The following is a 24497-nucleotide window of genomic DNA, read 5'->3' on the forward strand; positions in this document are numbered from 1 at the left end:
CCCAAGGGCACAGCCTCTTTTGTCAGGGCTGAGGGTCAAACACGGTGCCGAAACCTGCCATGTGGTAGCGGTTGAGCATCTTGACATAGCGGTGGGCGGCGGCGCGGTCCATGTTGTGCCGCACCACCTCGAACATGCCGTTGAAGTAGGCGGTGACGATGATATGGATGAACTCCTCCGTCACCAGGCCGGATTTGACGCTCTCGCAACCGATGACCTCCATGTACTTGTAGGTGTACTCCACCTCGATGTCCACCAGTTCGTCCAGGAAGCGCGAAAACCGGGTACCATGGGCCCCGTCCAGCAGCAGGCGGAATACATCAAAGTGGTCGTAGATGTAGTCCAACAGGTCTTCCTGATGGCGGGCAGTGTACTGGCCCATCTCGGCCCTCTGCTCCTCCTCCGGGAATTGGTGAAAGTCCTCCTGGACCTTGCGGAACATGGCCTTAAATTCATCCACCACCGGCTCCGCGAGGGCGCGGAACAGCCCCTCTTTGTCCCCAAAGCGGGTGTAGATTGACCCGGTGCTGGTCTCCGCTTCCTGGGCGATGGTACGCAAGGAAGCGTCCAGAAATCCCCTGGACAAAAACTCCTCCTTGGCGCACTCCAGCACCCGGTCATAGACGCCCACCTTTTGTTTTGCCACTGCCATTCCTCCTCATTCAAAACAATGTTTTATAACGCTGTTTTGAATATAGCACTACGGTTTTCATTTGTCAAGAGGGGAGCTCAGAATAAGAGAGCGAAAGACCCCGCAGACCGAATCTGCGGGGTCTTTTCATGTTATTCTATTTCTGCATCCTCTTGAATAGTCGGATAGATCATCTGCCACGCCGGGAGAAAGTCCAGTTGAACCAGCGCGTTGCGGAAGGCCCTCGATAGTGGGTCTACAAATTCCCTTCGGCTGTGAAGCAGTTCCACGATATAAAGCTCCCATGTGTAGTGGGGTCCCCGCTGTTTCTTCCACAGCGGATAATACGCCCTCTCTGCTCGGAACATCAGAAACTCTACGATTGAGATACAGTTCTCGAAGGAATAGAGCTTTGCCATATGGAGCATCCCGGCGCTGTCATAACGCGCTACGGGAAAGTCCACTTCTGCCTCTGACAATGTAAAGTCAAATGCGGAGGCCGGGAAAGCCATCACAGTGTTGAACAGCACCCTTTGAGCTGCCAGGAGCAATGTTTTTTCTCGCCGCAAAAAGGAGATATATTCCTCCCATGTGAGGTCGGCCCAAAACCCGTCCACATCGCTTTTCTTTTTCCAAGTGAACAGCGTGTCCTCCACCCGGTAGGTTAAATAGGTCAGGTACCCGTATGTTGTTTCTTCATCATACAGCTTTGCGTACATGCCGGTACGAAGGATTTGTTCTACCAGCTCTTCATTTTGATCCCAGTCCATTGTTCCACCTGATCTGTCATTTTTAGCCCAATTAAAAATTCAGGAAATCAAGCCCGGCGGCCGTTGACATTGCAATTACTTCATTTGGGTTGTTCTGCAATTCCACCTCCGTCCCCAGTGCGCTCATCAACAGGCCGAAGGTATCGTGCATCCCCAGCTGATTCTGCATATTGTATGTGGCGGCGTACTCCGGAAAATAGGCCCAGATATAGTTCATCAATGCGGGGTAGTTGATTAGGCCGCCAGTCCTTAACTCCTCGTACTGCCCCCATAGTTCAAACAAGGCGAGACTGCTGGCCCGCTTGGAAAAGAACAGATACCCCAAGGTATTGTCAATTCCTTCCCGTACATCCTCTTCGGACTGCTCCGATTGCTTCAATACGGTTTCCGAGAAGTCGCAGTTCCAAATAGGATAGCAGACAGCGAGGACTTCCTCTCCTGTACCTGTTTCGATCCAGAAGACGCCGTTCATCAGCGGCTTGTAGCGTGCAGTACGGCCCCGCGGCGTGGCAAGGGGCGCCGGGTAGGGCCCAAAGTATTCCGGATGATACTCCATATTGAAAAAAGCAACATCACGAAGCGAGGTTTGTCCGTCTGCGTACATTCCGTGCCGGACCTGATACCGATAGATCTCATACTCAATAATTTTATACCCATGTCGTTCCTCCGCAAACGGATAGAGCAGCACACGGGAGTCCTCTTCCGACATTCTTCCGTATGCCATAGCCTCTTTTGATATGGCTGGCGAGGAGCGTTCCACCACATAGTATTCGTCCGCTAAAAACCTGCCGTCCTGTTTCCGGGCCGCGATATAGTAGACGCCGGGGCACTCCTGACATGCCCTTACTATTCCACCAACTGTGTCGTCTAAACAGAACGGCAGCCTCTCCGGGGGTGATTCTCTTTCTCGATCCATGCGTTTCTCTCTTTTCCCGTGTGGCGTTTTACTCAATTATAACACCATTAAAGTGCTATTGCATAAAAAAGCACACCACGCGCACCCTAATGTCACACCACAAAAGTGTACCATGAGGGAAATGGTGGTGGAGGAATCGTATATGGAGATGGACTTTATTAGAAACCGTATTACAGAGTTACGGGTAAAAAAGGGGATTTCCGAGTATCAGTTAAGCTATGATTTAGGGCATAGCAAGAACTATATTCATAACATTGTAACGGGGTATTCCCAGCCATCTGTGAAAGAACTGCTCTATTTGATTGACACGCTCGGTATCACGCCCCGTTTGTTTTTCGATGAGGAAACAGAATACCGAAATCCAATTTTAGTTCAGGAGATTATAGATGGCATCAAGTCGATGAACGATCAGGATTTAGAAGCTGTTCTGCTGATGGTCAGGCGCTTGAATGAGAAAAATTGATGGACATGAAATCATGTAATTAAGATATTATACCCGACATACCGGGAATATTCAAGATGCAACATGTCAAATATAATAGGAATCACAAAGGGGTGGTCTCTATTATTACTTACGATCCGCTCTGGGATACCATGCGTCGAAAAGGAATTACGACCTATTCTTTAATAAAGGATTATTCCTTCAGCAAGGGGACATTGGATTCTTTGAAACAAAACCGGAATATCTCAACCGCAACACTGAATGACCTTTGCAACATTCTTTCTTGCAGGGTAGAAGATGTTCTTCGCCACATTCCAGACAAAATATAAACGACGCTTTGAGGGCATTACTGCTCACACCAAAGCGTCGTTTTTTATATCTGCTTGCTGGCTGGCGTTACTCTAATCTTGTCGATTTACTCCATGTATAAAGTATTACTTACCTAAAATTCGGCCTTTCTATTGTCTTGTCTTTAATGGTCAACAGTGTTACGGTGGCAAGAATTTATAGCCCTTCCCATACACGGTTTGGATAAAGTCAGCGTTCAGCTTATGGCGCAGCTTGTAAATGATGCTGGAAATCCCCGTCCAACTGCTGTCAAACGAATCAGGGGCGGCGAACTCATAGATCTCCCTTTTTGAAAATACCCGTCCGGGCCGCCGGGCAAGCAAATGAAACACATCGAACTCCATAGGAGTCAGCTCTATGAATTTGCCCTGCCAAAACACTTGACGGCACGCAGCGTCGATACATAAAGCCTTATAGCGCAGAGGGGCAGAGGAAAGATCCGTACACATGACCAGTTCTGTTGACTCTATGAAGGCCATGATTTTCTCTGCGGTTTCAAGATCATCTTCTTCGACTGATAATATGAACAGTTTTCCCACTACATCACCTCCGATAACCTCGACTGCCAGACCACTTTTACTTGTCCTTTAGCCCTGATTTAATTTTTTGAAAACTGTCATCGCTGATTGCGTGCTCCATGCGGCAGGCATCCTGCTCGGCAGTCTTTGGCTCTACACCTGCATCCACCAGCAGACGGATGAAAAAGCAGTGCTTCTCATAAGTTCTTTCGGCAACCTCTCGGCCCACATCGGTCAGGTGCAGGAAAGAGTCTTCGTCCATGGTGAGAAACCCGCCCTCTTTCAAGGTGGCTACCGCATGACACACGCTGGGTTTCGATACATCAAGGTGCCGGGCCACATCTACGGAGCGCACCATGCCTTTCTTCCTCTTTAAGACAAGGATTGCTTCCAGATAATCTTCGCCAGATGCGTGTAATTGTTTCATGGGGAGCTCCTCTCCATCAAGACAGGCTCCAACCGGCAGAGTTCATACGGATACGGACGAAATCCTGATAAATACCGGGTTGTTCCATCAATTCCTCATGGGTGCCATGCTGCGAGATATGTCCGTCACTGATGACCAAAATCTGGTCGGCGTTCTGGATGGTATTCAAACGGTGGGCAATGACCAGCAGGGTCTTACCCTTTACCAGTTCGGAGATAGCCTCCTGAATATAGCTCTCATTGTCAGTGTCCACGCTGGCGGTCGCCTCGTCCAAAATTACAATAGGAGCGTCTTTCAGAATACAGCGGGCGATGGAGATACGCTGTTTCTCACCGCCGGAGAGGGTTGCGCCGCCCTCTCCCACCACAGTCTGAAATCCGTCAGGCAGAGCCATGATGAAATCGTAGCAGCGGGCTTTCCTCGCCGCCTCATAGACCTCCTCCTCGGTGGCGTTTGGCTTGCCCATACTGATGTTGTTATAGATCGTGTCCTGGAAGAGATACACGCGCTGGAATACCATGCTGATGTGATCCATTAGCTCCGCGAGGGGGACTTGTCGGGTGTCCACGCCCCGGATGGCAACACTGCCGCTTTTCACATCCCACAGCCGGGCCAGCAGATTGGCGATGGTGGACTTCCCGCCGCCGGAGGGGCCCACGAGAGCGGTCATGCTATTGGGGAACATCGAGAAGCTGATGTGGTGCAGCACCTCTTTGTCCTGGTAGGCAAAGGCTACATCATTGAACTGCACCTCCGGCTGGCCTGGCTGCGCTTGAGCCGGGATATGCTGTTTCCCTGTGTCCGGGAGCTCCGGCTCATCCAATACAGCCTCAATGCGGTCCAGGGCGGCGTTCATCACAGTCAGGCGGGACGCCTCGCCATAAAGCGCCTTGAGCGGCCCGAACAGGTCAAAGACGAACAGGAGGACGCCCAGCACATAGGCCAGAGAAAGGACACCGCTCCGCTCCAGAAAGACCGACAGGCCAAAAATCGCGGCAATCCCGATTCCATAAAGGACATTCAACCCCATGGTCCACGGGGTCATCTTCCGTTCAAAGGCGAGGGATGTATTTCTGGACCGCTTGAAATTGCCGGTCAGTTCTTCCGATTTCTCACCCAGCAGGTTATAGCTCTTGATGACCCCGATGCCCTCCACAAAGGACAGCACCGCGTCCGTCAGCCGTTCGCTCTGTTCCTGGCGGCCAGCGGCTTCCCGCAGGGAAACCTTGTTCATCCCTCTGGAAACCAGCCACGCCAGGATGGTCACAAGGGCCGCGATCAGGCCCAGCTGCCAATTCAGATAGAACATGAACCCCAGCAGGACCAGGGAGGACAGCAGATAGCTCATCATGTTGCCCAGCGTGCTCATGGCGACTTCTTCAATAAACACCATATCGGTGCTGAGGACAGAACTGATTTTGCCGATATTGCCGGAGGTGAAGTAACCCATAGGCAGTTTCCGCAGGTGTCCGCCCAGCTCCATGCGCTTCTCGGCAAACATCAGGTAGCCCGCCGCGCTCTGGAGGCTGTCGCTGAGGTAGTGGACCAGCATCTGCACCAGCACGGCCGCCGTGAGGCCAAGACCCACATAGAGGCAGGTCTGTCCGGTCAATGTTCCGGCGGCAAAGCCGCTCAACACCACAAAGGCCAGGAAGATCGGCATTTTAGACAGGATCGACTCCACAAACGCGCAGGCAAAAGCGCCCTGAATACGCCCTTTATATGGACCAGCAAGTTTCAAAATCCTTGAAAACAGTGCAAACATTTAGTTCCCCTCCTTTGCGGTATGTATGTTCCATTCGGCGCTGTCCTGGGCCGCCTTCCACAGCTTTTGATATTCCGGGCAGGACTGGATCAGGTCCTGATGCTTTCCTGCCGCAACCAGTTTGCCGTGGTCTACGACGCAGATTTGGTCGGCGTTCATAATAGCAGGCAGCTTATGGGCGATAACAACCAGAGTCTTGTCCTTCACCAGTTCCGCAATCGCCGCCTCCATCTTCTCCTCGTTCTCGGGGTCAGCGTAGGCGGTGGCCTCATCAAGCACCACAATAGGGGCGTCCTTCAGGATGGCACGGGCCAGAGAAATACGCTGGCGCTGACCGCCGGAGAGCATCTTGCCCGCATCCCCCGCCATGGAGTGGATACCTTGGGGCAGCTTTTCCAGAAACTCCATACACTGGGCTTTTCGCGCTGCCTCCAGGACCTCCTCATCGGTAGCGTTCAACCGTCCCATGCGGATATTCTCCAGCAGAGAGGTGTTGAACAGGTATTGATCCTGCGCTACATAGGAAATACGGCTGTTCAGCGCCTCCAGGCTCATGTCACACAGTTTCTGTCCGCCAATGGAGATGCTGCCTTTCTGCGCGTCATAGTAGTGGATCAACAGCTTTGCCAGAGTGCTCTTGCCCGAGCCGGACTCTCCCACCAGGGCCGTTTTCTGTCCGGCCTTGGCCGTAAAGCTGATGTCGTGGAGCACTTCATCCTCCACCACCATGGGCTTTCCGTCCGGGCCGGGCTGTGTCTTGGTGTAGCCAAAGGAAACATGGTCATAAACGATGGTATCATCCTTGCCGTGGAAGCTGTCCGGCGTCTGCTGAAGCTCCGGCGCATCCAAAACCTGCTCCAGCGCAGAAATCTTGTAGTTGAGCTGGGGCATGGTGGGCAGGAAGCCCAGGGATTTGAGGAGCGGCATCCCGATGCTCAGGGAGAGGCACAGCACCAAAATCAGGTCTGGCAGAGCCGACCAGCCGGCGAAGACAAACCACGCCCCCAGCGGCAGAGTCAAAATCACAGTGCAGGGAAGGAGGCTGCTGTAAATTGCCATCCAGGGCCATGCCGCCTTGTACCAAGCCAAGGTGTAATCCCGGTAATCCGAAACATCCTTGCGAAACCGCTCATAGGAGTCCGCGTCCTTGTTGAATACCTTGACGACCTCCATGCCGTTGATGTACTCAATGATGGTGTTGTTCATCTTCTGGCCGGCCATATAGTAGGGGCCCATTTTCTTCATGCCCACCGAGTACATGGTCATCATGGCGATCAGGCTGATGGGGATGGAGGCCAGAGACAGCAGCGCCAGCTTCCAGTCCACGAAAAACATAGCCACATAGACCGCGATGGGGACCATCAGGTTTGCGATTCCCTCTGGCATGGAGTGGGCCAACAGGACCTCCAGACTGTCCACATCATCGACAAACAGCTTTTTGACCGTGCCGGTGCCCTTGTCCTGGATCACGCCCAGAGGCAGTTTCTCAAACCGCTTTTGCAGGGCAGTCCGCAGCCGGAGCAGCGTGTCATAGGCGGCCTTGTGCGAAAGATTGAGCCCCCAGCCATAGAGAACAGCCTGCAAGACCAGGCACACCAGCACCAAAGCCACCCGCAGGATAAGAAACGAAGCGTCAAGTTCCGCTCCCATCACCAGCGGAGCAATTACCTGGTAGGCCAGCACAAAGGGCAGGACGCCCATCAAAACGCTGACCAGCACCACCGCTGTGGCCGCATAGAGGCCCTTTTTATGCGGCCCCGCGTATTCAAATACCTTTTGAAACATGATTTCAACCTCCCATCAATGAAAATACTGTTCCGACAGAGCTTTCAACATCTGCGGCGTGAGCCGGTGGTTTTGAACGGCCCCCTGGTCGTCCAGCTGGACCACCTCCGTACAGGTCCGGACGATAAACTCAAAGTCGTGAGAGACCACAAACACGATCACGCCGGAAGCGGACAACTGCTCAATCAGGCGGCTGACCCGCACCATGGAGTCATAGTCCAGGCCGCTGGTGGGCTCGTCAAAATAGATCACTGGGCTGTCCTTGACGATGGCCGCGCCAATGGTGACCCGCTGTTTCTGCCCGCCGGAGAGGGCCGCCGGGTGCTGTTCCCGGTATTCGGACAGCTCCAGCGCCTCCAGCGCGGCGTCCACCTTCTCTTTGCAGTCCTCCCGAATCCCAAGAGAGAGTTCTTCCTCCACACTGCTGGCAAAGAGCTGGTAATCCGTGTCCTGCATGACCAAATAGGACAGCGCCCGGCGCTGGCGTGGGGTGAGCTTTCTGCCGTCAAAGGTGATCTCGCCGTTCCGCTGCTTCAAGAGGCCGGTCAGGATGGACAAGAGGGTGGTCTTGCCCGCTCCGTTGTGGCCCAGGATGCCGATCACATCCCCGGCGTGGGCTTCAAAGCTGACATTCCGAAAGACCTCCTGCTCTTTCGGATAAGCAAAGGAAAGGCCCTGCACACTCAGCAGGTGTTTCCCCATTGGGCGGCGTTCTTTTTCCTGATAATGCTCCGCATCCCGCTCCGGATATGCAGTCCGCAGCCCATAGGATATGCGCGTTCCCTCCGGTAAGGAGCAAAACTGCTCCCTTGTAAATTCCTGTTCGATTTTTCCGTTTTGTATGAGAAATACCCGGTCGATTAAATCACGCAGATAGTAAAAGCGATGCTCCACCACAAAGATGGTGTATCCGTCCCGCTTCAATTTTCCCATAATCTCCGCAAGCCGTTTGGTGGCCGCATAATCCAGGTTTGCGGAGGGCTCATCGAAGATATAGACCTTCGGTGAAAGCGCGTAGACCGAGCCCACGGCGATCTGCTGCTTCTCTCCGCTGGACAGGGCAAAGATACTCCGGTTTAGGTAGTCCGCCAGTTCCAGATCCTTTGCGGCTTTTGCGATGCGGTCAATGGTTTCCTCACGGGGGAGGCCCATATTTTCGCAGCCAAAGGCCAGTTCCCGCGTAGTGTCCGTCATGAAGAACTGGGAGCGCGGGTCCTGAAATACCGTCCCCACCTGCCCGGCCAGCTGTGCGGGCTTCATTTCCAGCAGGGAGCGCCCATCCATCACAAGGTCGCCCTGTATCTCACCGGGATAAAAGTGCGGGATCAGGCCGTTGAGTGAGCGGATCAGCGTGGTCTTGCCACAGCCGCTTCGCCCGGTCAGGAGGATAAATTCGCCGGTCTGCACCGTCATATCAATGCCACGGAGGGTAAAGTCCTTGCTCTCTTCATAGCGAAAGCTGAAATTCTGAAACGAGATCATGTCACACCCTCCACAAGATGATTTCCCCGATTCGGGTCTGGTCCAGGAACAGCAGCGCCGCCAGAAAGACAACGCCCAGCAGGGACACCAGGACCTCCGGCCAGGAGAAGCGAATGGGGCGCAGGGCGTACCGTTTGCACTCCAGCTCCAGCCCCCGGGTGGTGCCGGAGGCCGCCAGCTCGTCCGTGACCTTCAGGCACCGCATCAGCAGGGGAATTAAAATATACTCAATGGTGGCAAGAGGATGAGATACCCGTTTCCACAAGGTGTCGCTGATCCCCCGGATGTCCATGGTGCTACGGATCTGCCTGTATTCAATCCGCAGGGTGGGGATATAGCGGAACATGACCACCAGCGGGATCGTCACCGCCTGGGGAAGCCGCATCCGCTGGAGCGCCACCATCAGGTCGTCCATATAGGTGGTCCGCAAAATCCAAAGGCCCATCATCACAATGGGAATCAGCTTCAAAAGCGTCACGCCGAACACGCTCATAATCACGCTCAGTACCGGCACCTGCACATAGCGGAGCAGGGCGTTGAGATAGGCAACGATGATGTAGACCACAATCATCTTCAAGGCCCACTTTCCGCCGTTCCCCACGGCAATAAACAGGCCATACACCAGCATGAGCGCAAGGCTGACCACCTCCCCAGCCAAAAAGTAACTGACAAACCCGATACAGACCAGAAGTAAAATCTTGCAGCGGGGATCTAACAGTGCCGATCCATGAAGGGGCTGCTGTTCAATGATTTGTTTGATTTGTGATTCTTCCATTCCAATGCCTCCCTATCCAAATCAAAGCGCGGGGCCATTTTCAGCCCCGCGCCCTGAGATCAGGCAGCCCGCTTGCCTGCGCTTGTCTGATTGACTGCCGAGGGGCTGTGCCTTGTTATTTGACTGAAACGAGCCCTGCCTTTATAAAGTGCTTCTTCAAAGCCTTCTGCCCAATCACGGCGCCAATCAGTCCACCTACCAAGCCGGCCGCAACGATGACCACCAGCATGGGGACGGAGGTGATATTCAGCATCCCGTCTATGTATTCCTGGGCAATATTGTTCTTCTCCATGGCTCCCACAAAGGCGCTCTGGAGGAACTTGATGGGGCAGATGGCGCTGAAGGCAAAAATGGCGCTGAACAGGGCGTAGGCCACGGTCATGGACTTCATGGTGATTTCTTTCCGGCCCATGACCAGGAAATCGCAGATCACACCGCCAATCACCAAGCCGATGGGGATAAACCAGAAAGCGCCCACCAGCAGGAACAGGATAGCCTGGATTGCGGAGCAGATGGTGAAAACGCCCTTTTTCGGTACCTTTGCCAGTAAGAGCATCATCACGATGCCATTGGGGATCGCGACAACGGATGGATAGAACACATTGGTCACTGGGCCGGCCACACTCATAATGGTGCTGATAATCATGCAGATGATCCACATGAGGGCGGTCAGGACGCCAATCAGGATAAAATCTTTCGCATTCAACTTCTGTTTCATGCTTTGCCTCCTCTAAACAACAATATGCGTTGAGGTTAGCACTTACTAACCTCAACGCATATTGTATCAGTTATGCCTTTCTAATTCGACCCAAAACCTGCCCATTTTCACCCAAAAGCAGTTAAAGGTCACTGCTTTGTGTGGTTGAAGCGTGTCTCCCTGTAATGTTTGGGTGCAACACCGTATTTTTTCTTGAAGGCCGCCGCAAAGTTGCTCGGTTTTCCATACCCTACAATCGCAGCGACCTCCCCCACATTCCAGTCTCCGTCCAACAGCAGTTGCGCCGCCTGTGTCAACCGCTGCTCAATAACATATTGATGGATCGGCATACCGTAGAAGGAAGAAAATCCCCGTGTCAGCTTGGTCAGACTCAGATGTACCTGTTGAGACAGTTCTTCACAAGAGGGGGCAAAGGCGAGCTGGCTGTCGATGATCCGTTTTGCTTCCATGATGGCAGTCCGCTCCGTCCGGGACATGGAAATATTTTTGCCCATCAGAATGTCCAATTCCAAAACTTCTCCCAGATAGATGGACAGCAGCTCCAACAGTTTGCCGTCCAAATAGAGATAGCCCAGCCCCCCGCGGTATTGAGAAAATTTGCTTGTTTCCGACAGTATTTGCTCCATAATTGGTGTGACAGAGACTTTGGCAATACCATTCAGGAGCTTCTTTTCATAGACTGTAATTTCCTGTCCGTCAAAGTAATCAGCAAGGAGTTGTGAAAAGTAGGGAATTGGGATTTTAATGCTTTTGAATGAGAAGTTACTGTCTTTTTTGTAGCAGATATATTCTGTGCCATCATGTCCAGCATAGATACAAGACTCATTTTTCTGTATAGTAATAGAACGATTCTCATTCATTATCCCCCATGAAATTCCATCATTCAGGCAGAAAATGATTTGCATATATTCTCCACTAACAGGACCCTGCACATTCATATCGGATTGATAGCACATTTTCCAGTCTGAGAGGATAACGCCGTGCTTGATTTTTGTTTGAGAAATTTGGCCTTGCCCGACTTCTGAAGGAATGTCCATAGTGATTGTCTGAGGGGTATTGGTTATCAAATCGTTATAAAGATTGGTAAGATATAGACTGCTATGTGACATAACCCACCTCTTTCTAACTCGTTCAAGTTAGCTATCGCTAATCAGATGATACCCGATTTTTCCTCGACAGTCAAGGTGGCTTCGTATTACCAAAACCGCACACCTTTTTAGTTTTTTGGAGAAACAGTAACATATTTTGCCTAATCCGTATGCCTCTCTCTGTAATGATCTACTATGTTTATAATTCCTGTGTCTGGATGAATCAACACTATTGACAAGTTTCTTTTTTCAGCGATCCCTATCGCTGTCTCCACTCCGCTGTAATGTTTCGGATCATTATCATAAACAGCTACAACATAGTCGGCCTGCCCCATCATATATTCCGTGCGTTTTTTATACCCTTCGGCTCCTGGGTGTTCTGATCCCATCAGCACCTTGGCACAGCCCTCTCGGAGTTTTCGCTGCCGTGCCTGGCTCTTTGGGTCCCATCGGACATCATGGCCGGGGAAGGGGCAGACCATCACAACATCCAATTCCCGATATTCTACCTGGCGCTGCATATCCAACAGGATTTCGCCTGCCCACATGTCTACTCCCAGAGCTCCCCCAACGAAAAAGCAGCGCACACCGCTCTGGTAAAGTGACACAAATACATCATGCATCCGCTTTTTTATGCGCTTGCATGAGGTCATATATTCATTGTATTTGAATTTGAAGCGGGTAGGGTGTTGACCAATCACCGCACACGAACATATTTTCACTTGTTTTTCCTCCAAATTTTTCATCTTACGATCATTATATATGCTATGGTTGATTAAACTCAACTATAGTCGCTTAATTTTTCATGCTATAGTGGATAAAATGTAACTATAGTATGGAGGATTGCGAATGAGTGAGCTTTTGAAAGAAATGGGCCAGCGGATTCTGGAGCGAAGAAAACAATTAAATATGACACAGGAGACTTTGGCAAATTTGACGCATCTCACATCGCAAACCATCTCGTATGCGGAAATGGGGCAAAAAGCGATGCGCCCGGAAACCATGCTGAAGATCTGTGAAGCACTTGGCATCAGCGCAGACTATTTACTGCGTGGTAAAATTCTTGAAGCAGACACTTCGTTGCTCCAGCAGAAGATTTCCACATTGACACCCAGCCAATACCGCCACTTGGAACAGATTATCGATCACTTTATTGCTGCCATACAGGAAAAGGAAGAGGTATGAGAGTCGGCACAGCTTCGCTCCCATACCTCTTTTTTAGCCATTTCTACGGAAAGCCGCCATGGTGCTGGCGATCAGATTGCGGGTCATATCATCAACTTCGGATGCTCCCTCTGATGGCTCTGTCGTCTGTTCCTGCGGCGGCAGGGCTATTTTATTTTTCTTTGGAGGAGAGGATTCCCCGGTCGAAACTGCCTTATCCGAAGCCTGCTCATCCTGACGCATAATTTCTCGCACTATCGCTTCAATGGCCGCACGGTCAATGGCTGGCACTTTTAACGGCTGCGGATCGTCAGAAAAATGAGTGTTATAGTACACAAGCGCATTTGCAATATACTGGGCTTTACTGTGGGGCGGTTGTAGTTCCAGCAGTTCAACTGCGGCCCGCTGCACTGGGTCACCGATATTGAACCGCAGGGAGAAGCGCCCCCTTTCTTTTTTGGCCGTCATGATTGTCACCTGCCCACTGTTTCAAGCCGGTACAGGTATTCAAATCCAGCTGCATTGGCGTTGATGTTCGTGACGAACAGAGGCGTTCCCACCTTGCCGGAATCCTCGATCTGCCGGCGCAACAGAATAGCGCCGCCGCCCACAAACACCACTTTGCAATAGCGCAAATCCAACATCCGCTCTCGTAGAGTGCTGAACAAGTCGTTGACAAACTCCTGCGCCAGTCGTTCCACAAGCTGTATAGCCTCGGCCGGATACTGTGTCCGTCTGCCCATGAGGATGGCATCCACATCGCCCTCATCCAACAGCAAATCCAACTCTGCATTTCCTCTGGACCTGATTTTATTGTATAACAGGATAACGCCGTTTTCCAGCGAATCGCAGGAAGCGAGGTCGGCTTTTCCGTTTTTCAACAACAGATAATCCGCTGTAAAGCCTCCAATATCCAATACGACTGCCTTTGGGTCATCCAACAGGGCGTGTAGCATTGTGGCCGCAGCTGCGTATGCCTGGGGATAGCAGGCCACATCCTCAATGCTGATGGTGTAGTGTTTGTCTCCATACATAAACTCAACAAGCCCGCGGCCTTGAAAGTAGGCGGTGAATTTCTCTGCTTGAGAGCCAAAATGTGCCGGGGGCAGACCAACAGCCAACTGGATGTGCTGCTGTTCTTTTTCACCAATTCCCCGGGCGGTTATCTCTTCTGCAATAGCAATCAGTGTAAGGACAAAAAATCGGTCATCCTCCGTCTTATCCTTGTGGAACGGAATACGCTCATTGGACAGTGTGTAATAAGTACCACAGTATTGCAGGCTCTGGCCGAACGGCCGGGTCAGACTCTGCTGCAGTCCAGACACAAAGGGCTCGCCATGAACGGTTTTGATTTGTTTGTTGCCATGATCGACACCAATTAACATAGATAATTGCCTCCTTTTTTGCTTTATACATATCCTTTACGCCTGTATGACGCCTTTCTCAACAAAAAAGCAGGAAAGTTTTTATCTACAACGGTATCATCGAAAAATCAGGGGCGTGGAATAGTCGGCCTGCACCATAAAAAGCAGCATCGTCCTGATACATTCGAGGCGATGCTGCTTTTCTATCAAAACTGTTTAGCTTTCAACTTCCACATGGAGCTGGCTGGCGACTTCCTCTACCGACATACCATTTTTCATTGCCAGCTTCACAATCTCTTGAATTTTCTGCTTTTTCGTCTTACGGGGCTTTCGGGGAGCCTTGGGAGCAAGGATCTCCTGCTTTTTTGCCTCCAGAGATTTGATGCGTTCCTTTGCTGCGGTGATCTTCGCATCGTACTCTTCTACAACAGTTTTCTTTTTCTCCTCCAGCTCATTGATGGACTGATTTATCTTCGTGATTTTTTCATCCAGTTCATTCGCTCTCTCTTGCGGGGTACGGCGCTGACGCTTGCTCTCGGCTTCTGCCATTTTAAGATCACCTTTCTTTTGTGCTTAATTGAGATGTGCTTATGGTAAAAGAGTATCATATTGTATGTCAAAACACAAGAAGATGAAGTCGAAGCATAGTAGAAAATTGGGTTCAAAAGGACATACAGTTATCAGATTATAAAATACTGTAAAATGATTCCGATTGATTTAACACGGGCCATGTCAGCCCCAAAAAGAAGGGCCGGGTAGAGGAATATTCCTCTGCCCGGCCCTGTTATGAATTTACACAGATTCTGCCCTATGCTTTTGATAAGGGCAGACAAAGCACTTTTTCAGTCATCCGTCTTAATCAGGAGATAAAAACTGTCGCCGGCGTCGCGGGCTTCTTCTCTGCGCCAGTCCTCTCTATAGGGAAGACTATAGAAGCCGCATATATAGCGAACATCATCGTTATTCACTCCCGTTTGGCCCAAAGAGCCGAAACAGTGGATCACACAATCTCCATCCTCATTTCGACGCTCCAGAAGCCTGAAGCGGCCAGCGAGTTTCCTGTGGACTTTGCTCCAATCCATTGTTAAACCTCCCATTGGCCGCGGCCGATAAGCACCGCTTTCTTTCCTGCCTTTTCCGGGATCGGAAGTTCAATGCGCATATTTGCGCCGTCACCTTCGACTTTCCCCTTCGGCAGAACATATCGCGCAAAACACTCCCACTGGGGTTGTCTATAACGGCCAGTCAGTCCGCAGAGCCCGCTGGCAGCCGACCACTGGTTGCACTCGCTGCACGGGAAGCAGACTTTCCTCTCGTCCTGGTATGCCTGTGTGGCCTTGTTGTCCGCCACCAGGCGCTCAAAACGCTGGATCAGTTCTTCCTCATCGGTGACGATATAGAAAAAGTTCCCATAATGCAGAAACCGCCCCGAAATTACCGTGCAGCCCTGATAAGCCTGACGCTCTTCTGACCGCTGCCACTCCGGCTTCCGATTTACAAAATTCCCGTACCACTCATAGATCGGGTCCAATGTGTACTGCTCAAACAGCGGATAAAGCCGTTCCAGCGTCTCTATTGGCTCCCATCCCCAGAAGCCGCCATTTATTTTAATGATCGTCATGGTATGTACCTCCCTGCTATAATTAGGTGTGGACGCTGTACTGGGCTTTCTGCAGGTTATCCGCACCATGCAGGATGATGCCGCCGCAGATTCCCGTGCCCCGGGGCGTGACCTCTTCAAAGAAGAAGCTGTACGGCGCACCGTCATCATAAATGAGGATCTTCTCCGCATCCCGCCACTGGAAATGGTGTTCCAGAGTTTTCCCCAGCTTGTGCCGCAGGAGCGGTCGCTGGGCGATTTGATGGAGATTCTGCCTGCTGTGAAATTCAAAGCGGCGGGTCACCTTCTCCGGCACGGAGAGCTGGCTCCAGTTCCATCCGGCCATATCCGTCCCGGCCTCCACACACTCGTGGAAGCGGCGGTAGGGCAGCCGCACCCACTCCTCATAGCCGCGCAGGCTGTCCGCACCGGCGCTTTGCAGCCAGGAAAAGCGGATCACCAGCATCTCGCCGTCCAGTGCCCGTGTGAGCCGAAGGGCGGCATAGCAGCCGCAGTCAGCCACGATAATCTGACGCCCCGGCTCCCGCTCCAACTGCTCCAGCGTATCACGCAGGATTGCAAAGCGGTACGGGGATTTATGCCTCCGGGATATGGTGTGGAGATACAGCAGTTCTTCACTGCAGGATACTTTTACCAAAATACTGTCAAACATCATAAAGAAACCTCCTGTCATGCCGCATGGGCTCGGTCCAGTGCGGCCCGTTCTACAAAAAACGATTCTTGCTTATACTGTTCCTCTGCCAAAGTCACTGCAGCGCCTCCCAGAGAGTCAAGATACTGGCGCCCATTTTTGGACTTTGAGATGTAGATATAGATTGGGGCGCTGACATACCGCCCACTGGGATAGCATCCGCGATACTGATTTGACAGCACCGCAACTGCGTCGAGTTCTTCCGCTTTCTGCGTTGCCAGTGCCACTACCATTTCTTTTGCCGCCGTCTCTTCACTTTTCTTCAATCCAGAGGTATAAATGTGTTCCAGAAACAGCACCAGCTTCTCACTGTATGCGTGACTGCCTGTGGGAACATCTTCTTTGGACAGATCAGCAAATTCAAAATTGAGCGTTGATGGCTGCTGGAAAGAGCCTTTCGTCAGCCGGAGACACGCCCGTGCTACTACGCTCTCGTCTTTGTAAACCAGAATGATTTTTTTGTTGCTATCGAATGCGGCCAAAAGGCAGTCCCTCTGGCTGCCCTGATAGCAGGATAAGCAGGTAAAGTGCGGAAGCTCGCCCATGCGGATTGTGTGGTAAAAATCATCCACCTCTTTCGCCATAAGGCCCAGTCTGGTCAAAGAGAGATTCTGTTTCCAGACATCTTCCCGCGCCTCTTGAATTGGGTAATGGATTTCCTGCTTCAAATCACCAGCAAAGTATTTCAGTTTATAGAACTGGCCCATCAGCTCTGCCTGTACAATACGCCGGAGCGCCTCGCAGTTTTTTTCACTTTCGTTCCTATACTGCAATTCGTTATACAGCGGGCGGACCATCGAGCTGCCGCCCCGGAGCAGGAAATTCACAATCCCCGGCTGATACTCGCGGACGAACTCCTCGGAAAAGCCCATGTTTTCTTTCAGATAGGCCCAATTCTGATCGGTAACCAGTATTGAGCCGCACACCTGACTCCAGTTTGAAAAGCCTGTGATCTTGGAAGCGTTGCTGACCGCGAAAACCGCATCCGCCTCTGCCCGAAATTCCGGGATAAATGCCTGAATCTCCGGATAGTGCTGCAGCATAAGCATTGCAGTCTGCCGCGTCAGTCCCCGGATGTGTCCGAAATCTTTCTCATACCAAGCTCCAAACGGCTTTTCCAGCAAGCATTGAGTTACCTGTTCCAGCGCCTCGTCTCCGATATTCTGGCTGACAAGATCCCGCTTTATCAGCTGCCGGATCGTGAGCATCCTCTGGTCCACGGAGAGCGGGGAGAGTTTGGCGTACAGTCTTACATATACTTCCTCTTGGTGCCACAACAGGCGCAGCTCCTCAAAGGTATATTGCTGGCCCTCTTCCAAAAGTTCAAAGTAGCTGGTTGTCCGTTCAATAGAATCACTGTCCTTTAAGTTCTTAACCGTCAGTGAATTGAGATTACAGCGTTCGCAGAAGCCACTCACAAATAAAAGCGAATACCGCCCCAGCGAGAAAAATAGTTCGCTGTTCTGATTCACCAGATTCAAAAAATGCTTTTTCTTGTGCTCCACCGCATAGATAAGGAGCTGGACTTGAAAATACTCTACTTGTTCAAAATTGATGTGAAGGCAGCCAGCGTAAAGGGCATTGAGATAACTCAGCCTGCTTTGCAGGATTTTCTGCCGCCGCTCTTTGCTGATGGGCAACAGCTGACTCAGCCACCATTCGACATCATATTGTCCGGCCCGGTTTTCCAGCCAGAGCGTCCAGAATTCCGATAAATCTTCCGCATCATACTCGAAGGCTTCCATCAGCCGGCGGAATTTTTCTACATCCGGCATTTGTAGCCATTTGAGATTTTTCAGACTGTCCGCATCCAGAAACAACTCCACTCCCCACACATAGTTCATCATCAGGATTTTCTGGAGGGGCAGATTCTGCTCCAACAGCTCTACAGCCTTCCGCTCATGGTCGTGCCAGTTGAATAGATAAGTGCCAAGAAACGGCAGACGCATCATTGAACGCTGATGTTCCGTCAGCGGAGAGATTTCCTGCCACTCCAGAACAGGGAAGGTATCCAGGTTGTCTGCGACGGCCTGCTCCTCTTCTTCATACCGCACCAGCGGCTGGTAGTGTTTCATGTACTCAAATTTCAGGGAAGGCTTGAGATCCAGCACCGCCGCCTCCAGCACCTGCTCCTTCGGATATTGGGACAAGTGCTCCTGATAGCTGCTTGCCGCATGGAGCATCGTCTGAATAACAGATACCGCTATTCCATGTGCGCACAGAGCCTGATATAATTCCGCAAATTCTGGAACTTGAATCAATTCCCTCTGGATTTGCGTGGCTTCTTCCTTGCGAATCTGCTCTTGCAGACCCATATCTTCGATTTTTTTACAGGTCTGATCCAGTATTTCTTCTGGAAATTCTCCAGTGAAACGCAGCTGCAGCCCATCGCGCCCCATTCGGGACAACAAAGATAAATGCTTTTCCGCATAGATCATGCCGCAAGACCTCCCATCATTGTTCTTGCCATATTCAAAATTTTCTGTTCGTCTCCTGGATTGTATCGTGCCAAATCACCGCACAACTTGAAAAATTGTTCTAATTCGTCCGCTGCAAATGCCGCCGCGCAGCCCGCAGGCTGTTCCCGCAGCTTTTCGTACACCATATCCAGGGCTTCTTTCACATCCCTATCGTAATAGAAACTTTTTGTAAACTCTTTTAGAGAAGACATCGTACCGTCATAGGTCTGCTCCAACCGTTCGCATTTCTTCTGGTGCTCCTGCTCCCGGCGAAGGCGTTCCTCCCGTTCCGCTTTTTCAGCGTCGGCTTTTTGATCGGCTTCCAGCTCTTCCTTACTGTAGAATTTTTCCTTTAGATGGTCCGCACGGCCACCTGTGTACTTCCCGCTGGATAAAAGGCTTCGCAAAACGGACGCAAGCAGCCGCCTGTCGTATAGCCGCTGCACATCCGAATCTTGTAAAGCGCACCAGATAAACTCTTGATAGCATTTCGGCTCCATTTGGAAAAAAGAAGCCTCGATCCATTCAAAGAGCTGCCGATGCTGCTCTTCTGTCAGGAAAGAGCGTTTGATAAAAAACTCATAGTCTCTGCTGCTGTACCGATTACCCCTTACAAAAAGTTCATGAAAGAAAAACCGCTCCCCAAAAAACTTCTGGAGCTGCACTGGAGTGTATTTCTGCAGCAGACGCCGGACAAAACGGAAGCCCTGCCAGCTGGAGATATTCATGGCATATCCCAAGAGCAGTTTCATCGACTGCGCAGAGGGGCCGTCTTCCTGATGCTGTTCAAAAAACTGCCACAGCCGGATTTCTTTTCTCTCTACCAGCAGAGCAAAAGCTCTATCGGAGGAACGGTGCCATTCCTGGAAGCCATCACAGTAATCAGCGCCCGTTAATTCCCGGTATCTTGCCAGCCATTGAATAATTGGCGTTTTTCCACAAGAGCAGAGCATCTGATCTGTAAACAGTTCCCAGTAATCGCCTTGCGGCACTTCTTTTGCCAGAATATCGTACTGGGGGTCAAAGGCGTCAAAGCGATACGGGAATTCCTTTTTGACGGTTTTCAGCATCCAGATCATTGTCTGTGGTGCGGATGGTATGAGTTCTTTTTTAATCGCCTCCCAGAGATTTGGATACCCATTGTACTGGACAGCAAACCTTTCATAGCGGCCAAACAACCATCCAACATAGGCATAGAGCCCTTCCGACAGTCCATCCGGTTGGTTTAAGAGCATTTGGCAGCACGCCGATGCGATTTTTTCTGCGGTGGTCCCGTTCCAGGAGATCCTGTCCGGGATTCTGTCTGCCCACACACAAAGGGAATTGGTCAGTATAATTTCCTCACCGCTGTAGCCGGCATCTGTCAGGATTGAAAACTCCCGGCTGTCCGGTTTCATGTTCATTCTGAAAAACTTCGTCAGTGTTCGCAAAACAAGATCTGACTTTCCGCGATACGACTTGATATACGGAGCATAATGCTGGACCAGCCATTCCAGCACGCCGCAGTTTTCAGGCAGGGAAAGCGTGCGTTCTTTCCCCAGCAATCGGAGAAGCTGGCTGTGCATAGTGCGGTACCCTTCCTCCTGGTCATCGAACAGAGACAGGACAAACAAGGCATCCTCGGTCTTGGCATATTCTGTGGCAGCCAGTTCATCCAGCAGGGCGTGTCGGCGGGGCATATCTGTTTCCAACAGATAAAGAGCCCCTTGCAGGTACACATCTCCATTGGAAGTCCGCCGGATCATCTGGAGAAAACTGCCGCGCTGATTTCCAACAAACATATTGTCTAACTGAAGCGCACGGGTTTTCCCCAGTGCCAGCGCCAACGCACGAATAATGCGGACATCTTTTCCCAGCTTCTCTTCAAACCGTTCCAGGACCTCGCCGGGGTAACGGAGGTTATAGGCTTCAAAATAATTCTGTCCTTCTGCCTTTTGTTGCCAGATTTGCGTGTCCACAATATTTCGATAGATCTCCCAGGCTTTTTCTTCTTGAGAGGTGTGTACGACAAGATCTACAAACGCATAGTACAGTTCAAGATCAATGACCTGTTGATATACCTTGTAGGCTGGCAGAAATTCGTTATTCATCTTCGCTCCCTCCTCACTTTGATTCGCTCCATCTGCCTCCAGTAGAGTAATTCCACTCAATCGTTCCATCTTCATAACGGATAAGACCATGAGCCGTCAGAGTCCATCCATCAGAAGTTCGCCGCATCTGTGCGGTGGTATCGTTTAATAGGGGCCTTTTTTCCACAGACAGGCATAGATAACTCCTGTCATTTCGGTTTTGATAAACCTGCCCCACCTGCGGAACAAAGTAACTGCCTTTCATGCTGAAACATCTCCTTTGCCGATAAAGAAGGGGAGGACCGCACCCGCAGCCCTCTCCCTTGTTATTTTTTGACCTGTTTTCTTTTAAGCCACACCAGCCATATTGAAAAACTCATTCGGCGTCAGCACCCGAATGCCCAACTCCTGTGCCTTGGACAGTTTGCTGCCGGCCTTCTCACCGCAGACCAGATAATCGGTCTTGCGGCTCACCGAACTGCCGGCCACAGCGCCCAGAGAGGCGATCAGGCTGTTCATCTCATCGCGGGTATAGGGCTCTACTTTGCCTGTCACCACAATGTTCTTCCCGGCAAATGGAGTGTCCTGGCCGACTGCCTGATTGTTGGCCGCGGCCGGCTTCTGGATGTTCATCATCATCTGTAATTCCTCCCAAATACAAAAATTTTCTTCATTGCAGAACCATTCATGGATATTGTTGTGCAGCGTCTCTCCAAAATCCGGGAGCTGGCGGAAGTCATAGCCCGTATAAACCGCGTCCCGAAATTCTTCAAGACTGCCATGGAACTCCCGGCAGAGAACACCGCTGGCTGTGTTGCCGATCATGGGAATGTCCATGGCAATCACATACCGTTCAAAGGTGGTGTTGCGGCTCTGCTGGACAGCATCCCACAGGCGCTGCCAGGACTTTACGCCAAAGCCCTCCATGCGGATAATTTCATCCCGGTGCTGATCCAGCCGGTATAGATCCAGATAGCTGTGAATCCATCCACGGCCAATCAGTTTTTCCAGCGTCGCCTCGGACAGCCCCTCAATGTTCATCGCCTTCTTGCTGACAAAATGGACAAACTTTTTGAGTTTCCGTGTCTCGCAGGTGGCATTGTCGCAGAACAGAGTCTTGATGATCCGCTCCTTGCCGTTTTCATCCCGCCCTTTGGTTTCATGAACGCGGGTAGGCTGACCGCAGCAGGGGCACTGGTGCGGGAACGCCGCTTCCAGATTGAAACCGCCCCTGTCCATGTTTTCCTCCACATGCGGAATGATCATATTCCGCTTGCTGACCAGTATGCGGTTGCCCGGCATCAGCTCCAGATCCTCAATGAAGGACAGATTGTGCAGGCTGGCCCGTGTCACTTCGCATCCTTCGATTTCTACTGGAGCAAAGATGGCTACAGGCGCAATCTCACCAGTCCGTCCCGGCGTCCACTCGATGGAACGAAGTGTTGTCTTAAACAGCTCGTCCTCAAATTTGAACGCCAGACCGTCCTTATAGTGATGTCCTGTGCGCCCGCATCTTTTGGAAAAGGCAATATCATTGTAGGTTACAACGATGCCATCGATGGGAATATCGCTGTCTTTTGCATACTGCTGCAGCTGCTTGATGCCGTCCTCGGTCTCCGCCTGCGTCAATGGCCGCTTCGTCACCAGATACTTGCACGGAGTAAAGCCCAGCGGCCGAATTTCTTTGAGGCGTTCCGACTTGCGGGGCAGGTCATCAAAACCCTCCAGAACATTGAAGGGCATGAAGGTCACACACCGTTCCATGCACTCGCCGGCATCCCGCAGGCGCACCGAGCCAGCCGCCAGATTACGGCCATTCTTGTAGGTTTCACCATTCTCATCCACTATCGAAGTGTTCAGACGCTCGAAATCACGGGGACGGATAAACGCCTCACCGGTGACTACCAGACGCCCCGGGTACTGAATATGGGCTGGAATCCCACTGATTGCTCTGGCGTTGTGAGTGACGATCTCACCCTCATCACCATCGCCCCGTGTGGCCGCTTCCACCAGTTCGCCGTTCTCATAGGTCAGTTTGATGGTAAGGCCGTCCAACTTGAGCATGATCATCACCTGATGCTCGCCCATAAACCGGCACAAATCCACGCTGCTTTTTACTTTATCCAGAGAAAGAAGCGGGATTTTATGGGCGGTTTTCTCTAACTTGCCTACCACGGGATAGCCCACGGTGACAGTGGGAGAGTTCGACATCTGGATGCCCGTCTCCTGTTCCAGTTTGTGAAGTTCGTCAAAGAGCCGGTCATAGACCTCATCGCTGACGCTGGGATTGTTGTAGTTATAGTATTCGTTGCGGTAGCGGTTGAGCCGGTCGGTCAGCTCCCGCTGCTTTCTCAAAGTATTCTGTTCCATCAGGCCGCCTCCTCATCCAAAACGCGGAACGCCATAATCAGCGTTTCCGCCGTCTTTGTTTGATTCATATATGAACTGCACACACCGTCCTCAAATGACCAGGTGCTGGCTGCACCCCACCACATTATGGAGCCCCGCCCATCGTTTGCCGCATTGATGCGCGGATCGGGCGGATTGAGGATTTTGGTGTAAACACCCTGGGTATTGACCCATGTGACCTCCCGCAGTTGGCCGATGCATCCGGGCCGGCAGTGGCCGGTGACCTCCAGGCGTGTGCCCGGCCGCAGCCTGCGTTTGAGCTGATTCAAATTTTTAATCATGCTGCACCTTCTTCCTTCTTCCGTGGATGGGCGGCATAGCGCCCAAAGTTTAATTCCCTGATCATGTCCTGAATGGCGTCGTCATCCTCCCACGCAGTGGAGAGGGTGGCCCGCTCCGGCCCTTCGCCCGCATGGATGCTCACGGTCCCACCGTAAATCTGCATCAACACATCAGGCCGCTGGGCGCAGACGATTGCTAAATTTCCAATCTGTTTCATTTTCTTCTCCTTCTATCTGATATTCAGCCAGGCCACAATGGGCCGGTCAAAGTCCGCAGTCACATAATTCTTTCGCATATGGATAGGGCGGTAACGCCCATCCAGTTCGCACTCCACGCTCTGCTCAATACGGCCTTCGCTCTGGGCCAGATGCTCCCGGAATGCGCGCAGGGTCTGCAGGCGCACCGCCGGCGGGTCGTTCTCCCTGCATCGCAGGTCCGCACAGTACACATAACTGCGCGGATTTTCTTTGAGCATAAAGCCGTAGGTCATATACAGGCGGCACTTGCGTTCCCGCTCCCGCTCGATATGCTTCACATAGTCTACGGCGCTCTTGATGCCCTGTGTCAGATAAAGATACCCCATCTGATAACGCTGCTCATCCGACAGGGGGAGTTCCGTCTTTTCCTGCCCCGGCAGTCCTTTATAGATGTGGAAGCTCTCCGGTGCATAGCGGTAACCGTGGATGTGGTACTCAAAAGATGTTTTTCTCATAAAGCCTCCTTGCAACAGTTGGCCGGACGCCCTCAAAGGACGCCCGGCCATTGCACCTGTA

General features: G+C 51.6%; 27 protein-coding genes. 3 read left to right on the forward strand and 24 right to left on the reverse strand.

From position 1 onward, the window contains the following. Window positions 1-22 precede the first annotated feature (22 nt). From ACI6NM_RS09885 to ACI6NM_RS09895, 3 genes are all read right to left on the reverse strand, one after another. Window positions 23-646 carry a TetR/AcrR family transcriptional regulator gene (locus tag ACI6NM_RS09885; RefSeq protein WP_024729813.1) on the reverse strand — a complete coding sequence of 208 codons (624 nt, stop codon included), beginning with the start codon at window positions 644-646 and terminating at the stop codon, window positions 23-25. A gap of 137 nt (window positions 647-783) precedes the next feature. Beyond that, window positions 784-1401: a hypothetical protein gene (locus ACI6NM_RS09890; RefSeq protein WP_058722712.1), complete on the reverse strand. Its 618-nt coding sequence runs from the start codon at window positions 1399-1401 to the stop codon at window positions 784-786. A 31-nt stretch (window positions 1402-1432) separates the two neighbouring features. Further along, window positions 1433-2317, reverse strand: a complete 885-nt coding sequence (locus tag ACI6NM_RS09895) for a hypothetical protein (protein ID WP_058722711.1) — start codon at window positions 2315-2317, stop codon at window positions 1433-1435. A 142-nt stretch (window positions 2318-2459) separates the two neighbouring features. On the opposite strand from ACI6NM_RS09895, the gene ACI6NM_RS09900 reads away from it, so the two are divergent. Continuing rightward, window positions 2460-2780 (forward strand): helix-turn-helix domain-containing protein, encoded by a 321-nt coding sequence (locus ACI6NM_RS09900; protein WP_058722745.1) that lies wholly within the window; start codon window positions 2460-2462, stop codon window positions 2778-2780. Window positions 2781-2911: 131 nt separating this feature from the next. After that, window positions 2912-3088, forward strand: coding sequence for a helix-turn-helix domain-containing protein (locus ACI6NM_RS09905; protein WP_243260135.1), 177 nt, complete (start codon window positions 2912-2914; stop codon window positions 3086-3088). Between the two features lie 159 nt (window positions 3089-3247). On the opposite strand, the gene ACI6NM_RS09910 is transcribed toward ACI6NM_RS09905, so the two are convergent. The 9 genes from ACI6NM_RS09910 to ACI6NM_RS09950 all read right to left on the reverse strand — a co-directional run bounded on the left by ACI6NM_RS09910 (window position 3248) and on the right by ACI6NM_RS09950 (window position 12450). Then, window positions 3248-3646: a winged helix-turn-helix domain-containing protein gene (locus tag ACI6NM_RS09910; protein ID WP_058722710.1), complete on the reverse strand. Its 399-nt coding sequence runs from the start codon at window positions 3644-3646 to the stop codon at window positions 3248-3250. A 37-nt stretch (window positions 3647-3683) separates the two neighbouring features. Beyond that, the gene (locus ACI6NM_RS09915) at window positions 3684-4052 is read right to left on the reverse strand and encodes a metal-dependent transcriptional regulator (RefSeq protein ID WP_071698929.1); all 369 of its coding nucleotides are present in this window, start codon (window positions 4050-4052) and stop codon (window positions 3684-3686) included. Between the two features lie 16 nt (window positions 4053-4068). Continuing rightward, the gene (locus tag ACI6NM_RS09920; RefSeq protein ID WP_071698928.1) at window positions 4069-5817 is read right to left on the reverse strand and encodes an ABC transporter ATP-binding protein; all 1749 of its coding nucleotides are present in this window, start codon (window positions 5815-5817) and stop codon (window positions 4069-4071) included. Beyond that, window positions 5818-7602: an ABC transporter ATP-binding protein gene (locus tag ACI6NM_RS09925; protein WP_071698927.1), complete on the reverse strand. Its 1785-nt coding sequence runs from the start codon at window positions 7600-7602 to the stop codon at window positions 5818-5820. It lies immediately after the preceding gene. A gap of 15 nt (window positions 7603-7617) precedes the next feature. After that, window positions 7618-9084: an ABC transporter ATP-binding protein gene (locus tag ACI6NM_RS09930; protein WP_071698926.1), complete on the reverse strand. Its 1467-nt coding sequence runs from the start codon at window positions 9082-9084 to the stop codon at window positions 7618-7620. A 1-nt stretch (window position 9085) separates the two neighbouring features. Further along, window positions 9086-9859 carry an energy-coupling factor transporter transmembrane component T family protein gene (locus tag ACI6NM_RS09935; protein ID WP_071698925.1) on the reverse strand — a complete coding sequence of 258 codons (774 nt, stop codon included), beginning with the start codon at window positions 9857-9859 and terminating at the stop codon, window positions 9086-9088. A gap of 115 nt (window positions 9860-9974) precedes the next feature. Next, on the reverse strand, window positions 9975-10577 hold the full coding sequence (locus tag ACI6NM_RS09940) for an MptD family putative ECF transporter S component (protein WP_044940852.1): 603 nt from the start codon (window positions 10575-10577) through the stop codon (window positions 9975-9977). A 128-nt stretch (window positions 10578-10705) separates the two neighbouring features. Beyond that, window positions 10706-11686, reverse strand: coding sequence for a helix-turn-helix transcriptional regulator (locus tag ACI6NM_RS09945; protein WP_044940849.1), 981 nt, complete (start codon window positions 11684-11686; stop codon window positions 10706-10708). 140 nt (window positions 11687-11826) lie between these two features. Then, entirely contained in the window at window positions 11827-12450 is a 624-nt protein-coding gene (locus ACI6NM_RS09950) for an SLOG family protein (protein ID WP_238043919.1), read from the reverse strand. A gap of 64 nt (window positions 12451-12514) precedes the next feature. Between ACI6NM_RS09950 and ACI6NM_RS09955 the strand changes: the two genes are divergently transcribed. Beyond that, the gene (locus ACI6NM_RS09955) at window positions 12515-12850 is read left to right on the forward strand and encodes a helix-turn-helix domain-containing protein (RefSeq protein ID WP_009257986.1); all 336 of its coding nucleotides are present in this window, start codon (window positions 12515-12517) and stop codon (window positions 12848-12850) included. Between the two features lie 33 nt (window positions 12851-12883). Here the strand turns inward: ACI6NM_RS09955 and ACI6NM_RS09960 are convergent, their stop codons facing one another. From ACI6NM_RS09960 to ACI6NM_RS10015, 12 genes are all read right to left on the reverse strand, one after another. Beyond that, entirely contained in the window at window positions 12884-13297 is a 414-nt protein-coding gene (locus ACI6NM_RS09960; RefSeq protein ID WP_009257985.1) for a hypothetical protein, read from the reverse strand. Window positions 13298-13302: 5 nt separating this feature from the next. Next, entirely contained in the window at window positions 13303-14214 is a 912-nt protein-coding gene (locus ACI6NM_RS09965) for a ParM/StbA family protein (protein WP_071698924.1), read from the reverse strand. Window positions 14215-14409: 195 nt separating this feature from the next. Further along, window positions 14410-14742, reverse strand: coding sequence for a pantoate--beta-alanine ligase (locus tag ACI6NM_RS09970; RefSeq protein WP_071698923.1), 333 nt, complete (start codon window positions 14740-14742; stop codon window positions 14410-14412). A 293-nt stretch (window positions 14743-15035) separates the two neighbouring features. Further along, complete coding sequence (locus ACI6NM_RS09975; RefSeq protein ID WP_009257982.1) at window positions 15036-15275, reverse strand: hypothetical protein; 240 nt, start codon at window positions 15273-15275, stop codon at window positions 15036-15038. 2 nt (window positions 15276-15277) lie between these two features. Then, on the reverse strand, window positions 15278-15814 hold the full coding sequence (locus ACI6NM_RS09980) for a hypothetical protein (RefSeq protein WP_009257981.1): 537 nt from the start codon (window positions 15812-15814) through the stop codon (window positions 15278-15280). A 22-nt stretch (window positions 15815-15836) separates the two neighbouring features. Next, the gene (locus tag ACI6NM_RS09985) at window positions 15837-16469 is read right to left on the reverse strand and encodes a hypothetical protein (RefSeq protein ID WP_009257980.1); all 633 of its coding nucleotides are present in this window, start codon (window positions 16467-16469) and stop codon (window positions 15837-15839) included. A gap of 14 nt (window positions 16470-16483) precedes the next feature. After that, a complete protein-coding gene (locus ACI6NM_RS09990) occupies window positions 16484-18943 on the reverse strand; it encodes a hypothetical protein (RefSeq protein WP_009257979.1) in 2460 nt (819 codons plus the stop codon). Then, the gene (locus tag ACI6NM_RS09995) at window positions 18940-21054 is read right to left on the reverse strand and encodes a hypothetical protein (protein WP_009257978.1); all 2115 of its coding nucleotides are present in this window, start codon (window positions 21052-21054) and stop codon (window positions 18940-18942) included. The genes ACI6NM_RS09990 and ACI6NM_RS09995 overlap by 4 nt, the downstream gene beginning before the upstream one ends. Before the next feature lie 327 nt (window positions 21055-21381). Then, on the reverse strand, window positions 21382-23403 hold the full coding sequence (gene ligA, locus ACI6NM_RS10000) for an NAD-dependent DNA ligase LigA (RefSeq protein WP_009257977.1): 2022 nt from the start codon (window positions 23401-23403) through the stop codon (window positions 21382-21384). After that, on the reverse strand, window positions 23403-23723 hold the full coding sequence (locus ACI6NM_RS10005) for a hypothetical protein (RefSeq protein WP_009257976.1): 321 nt from the start codon (window positions 23721-23723) through the stop codon (window positions 23403-23405). Before ACI6NM_RS10005 ends, ligA begins: the two co-directional genes overlap by 1 nt. After that, a complete protein-coding gene (locus ACI6NM_RS10010) occupies window positions 23720-23941 on the reverse strand; it encodes a hypothetical protein (RefSeq protein WP_009257975.1) in 222 nt (73 codons plus the stop codon). Before ACI6NM_RS10010 ends, ACI6NM_RS10005 begins: the two co-directional genes overlap by 4 nt. A 12-nt stretch (window positions 23942-23953) precedes the next feature. Further along, window positions 23954-24436, reverse strand: a complete 483-nt coding sequence (locus tag ACI6NM_RS10015; RefSeq protein WP_009257974.1) for a hypothetical protein — start codon at window positions 24434-24436, stop codon at window positions 23954-23956. Between the last annotated feature and the right edge of the window lie 61 nt (window positions 24437-24497).

Source organism: Pilosibacter sp. YYHA0881 (assembly GCF_051602715.1).
GTDB lineage: Bacteria > Bacillota > Clostridia > Lachnospirales > Lachnospiraceae > Alitiscatomonas > Alitiscatomonas aceti.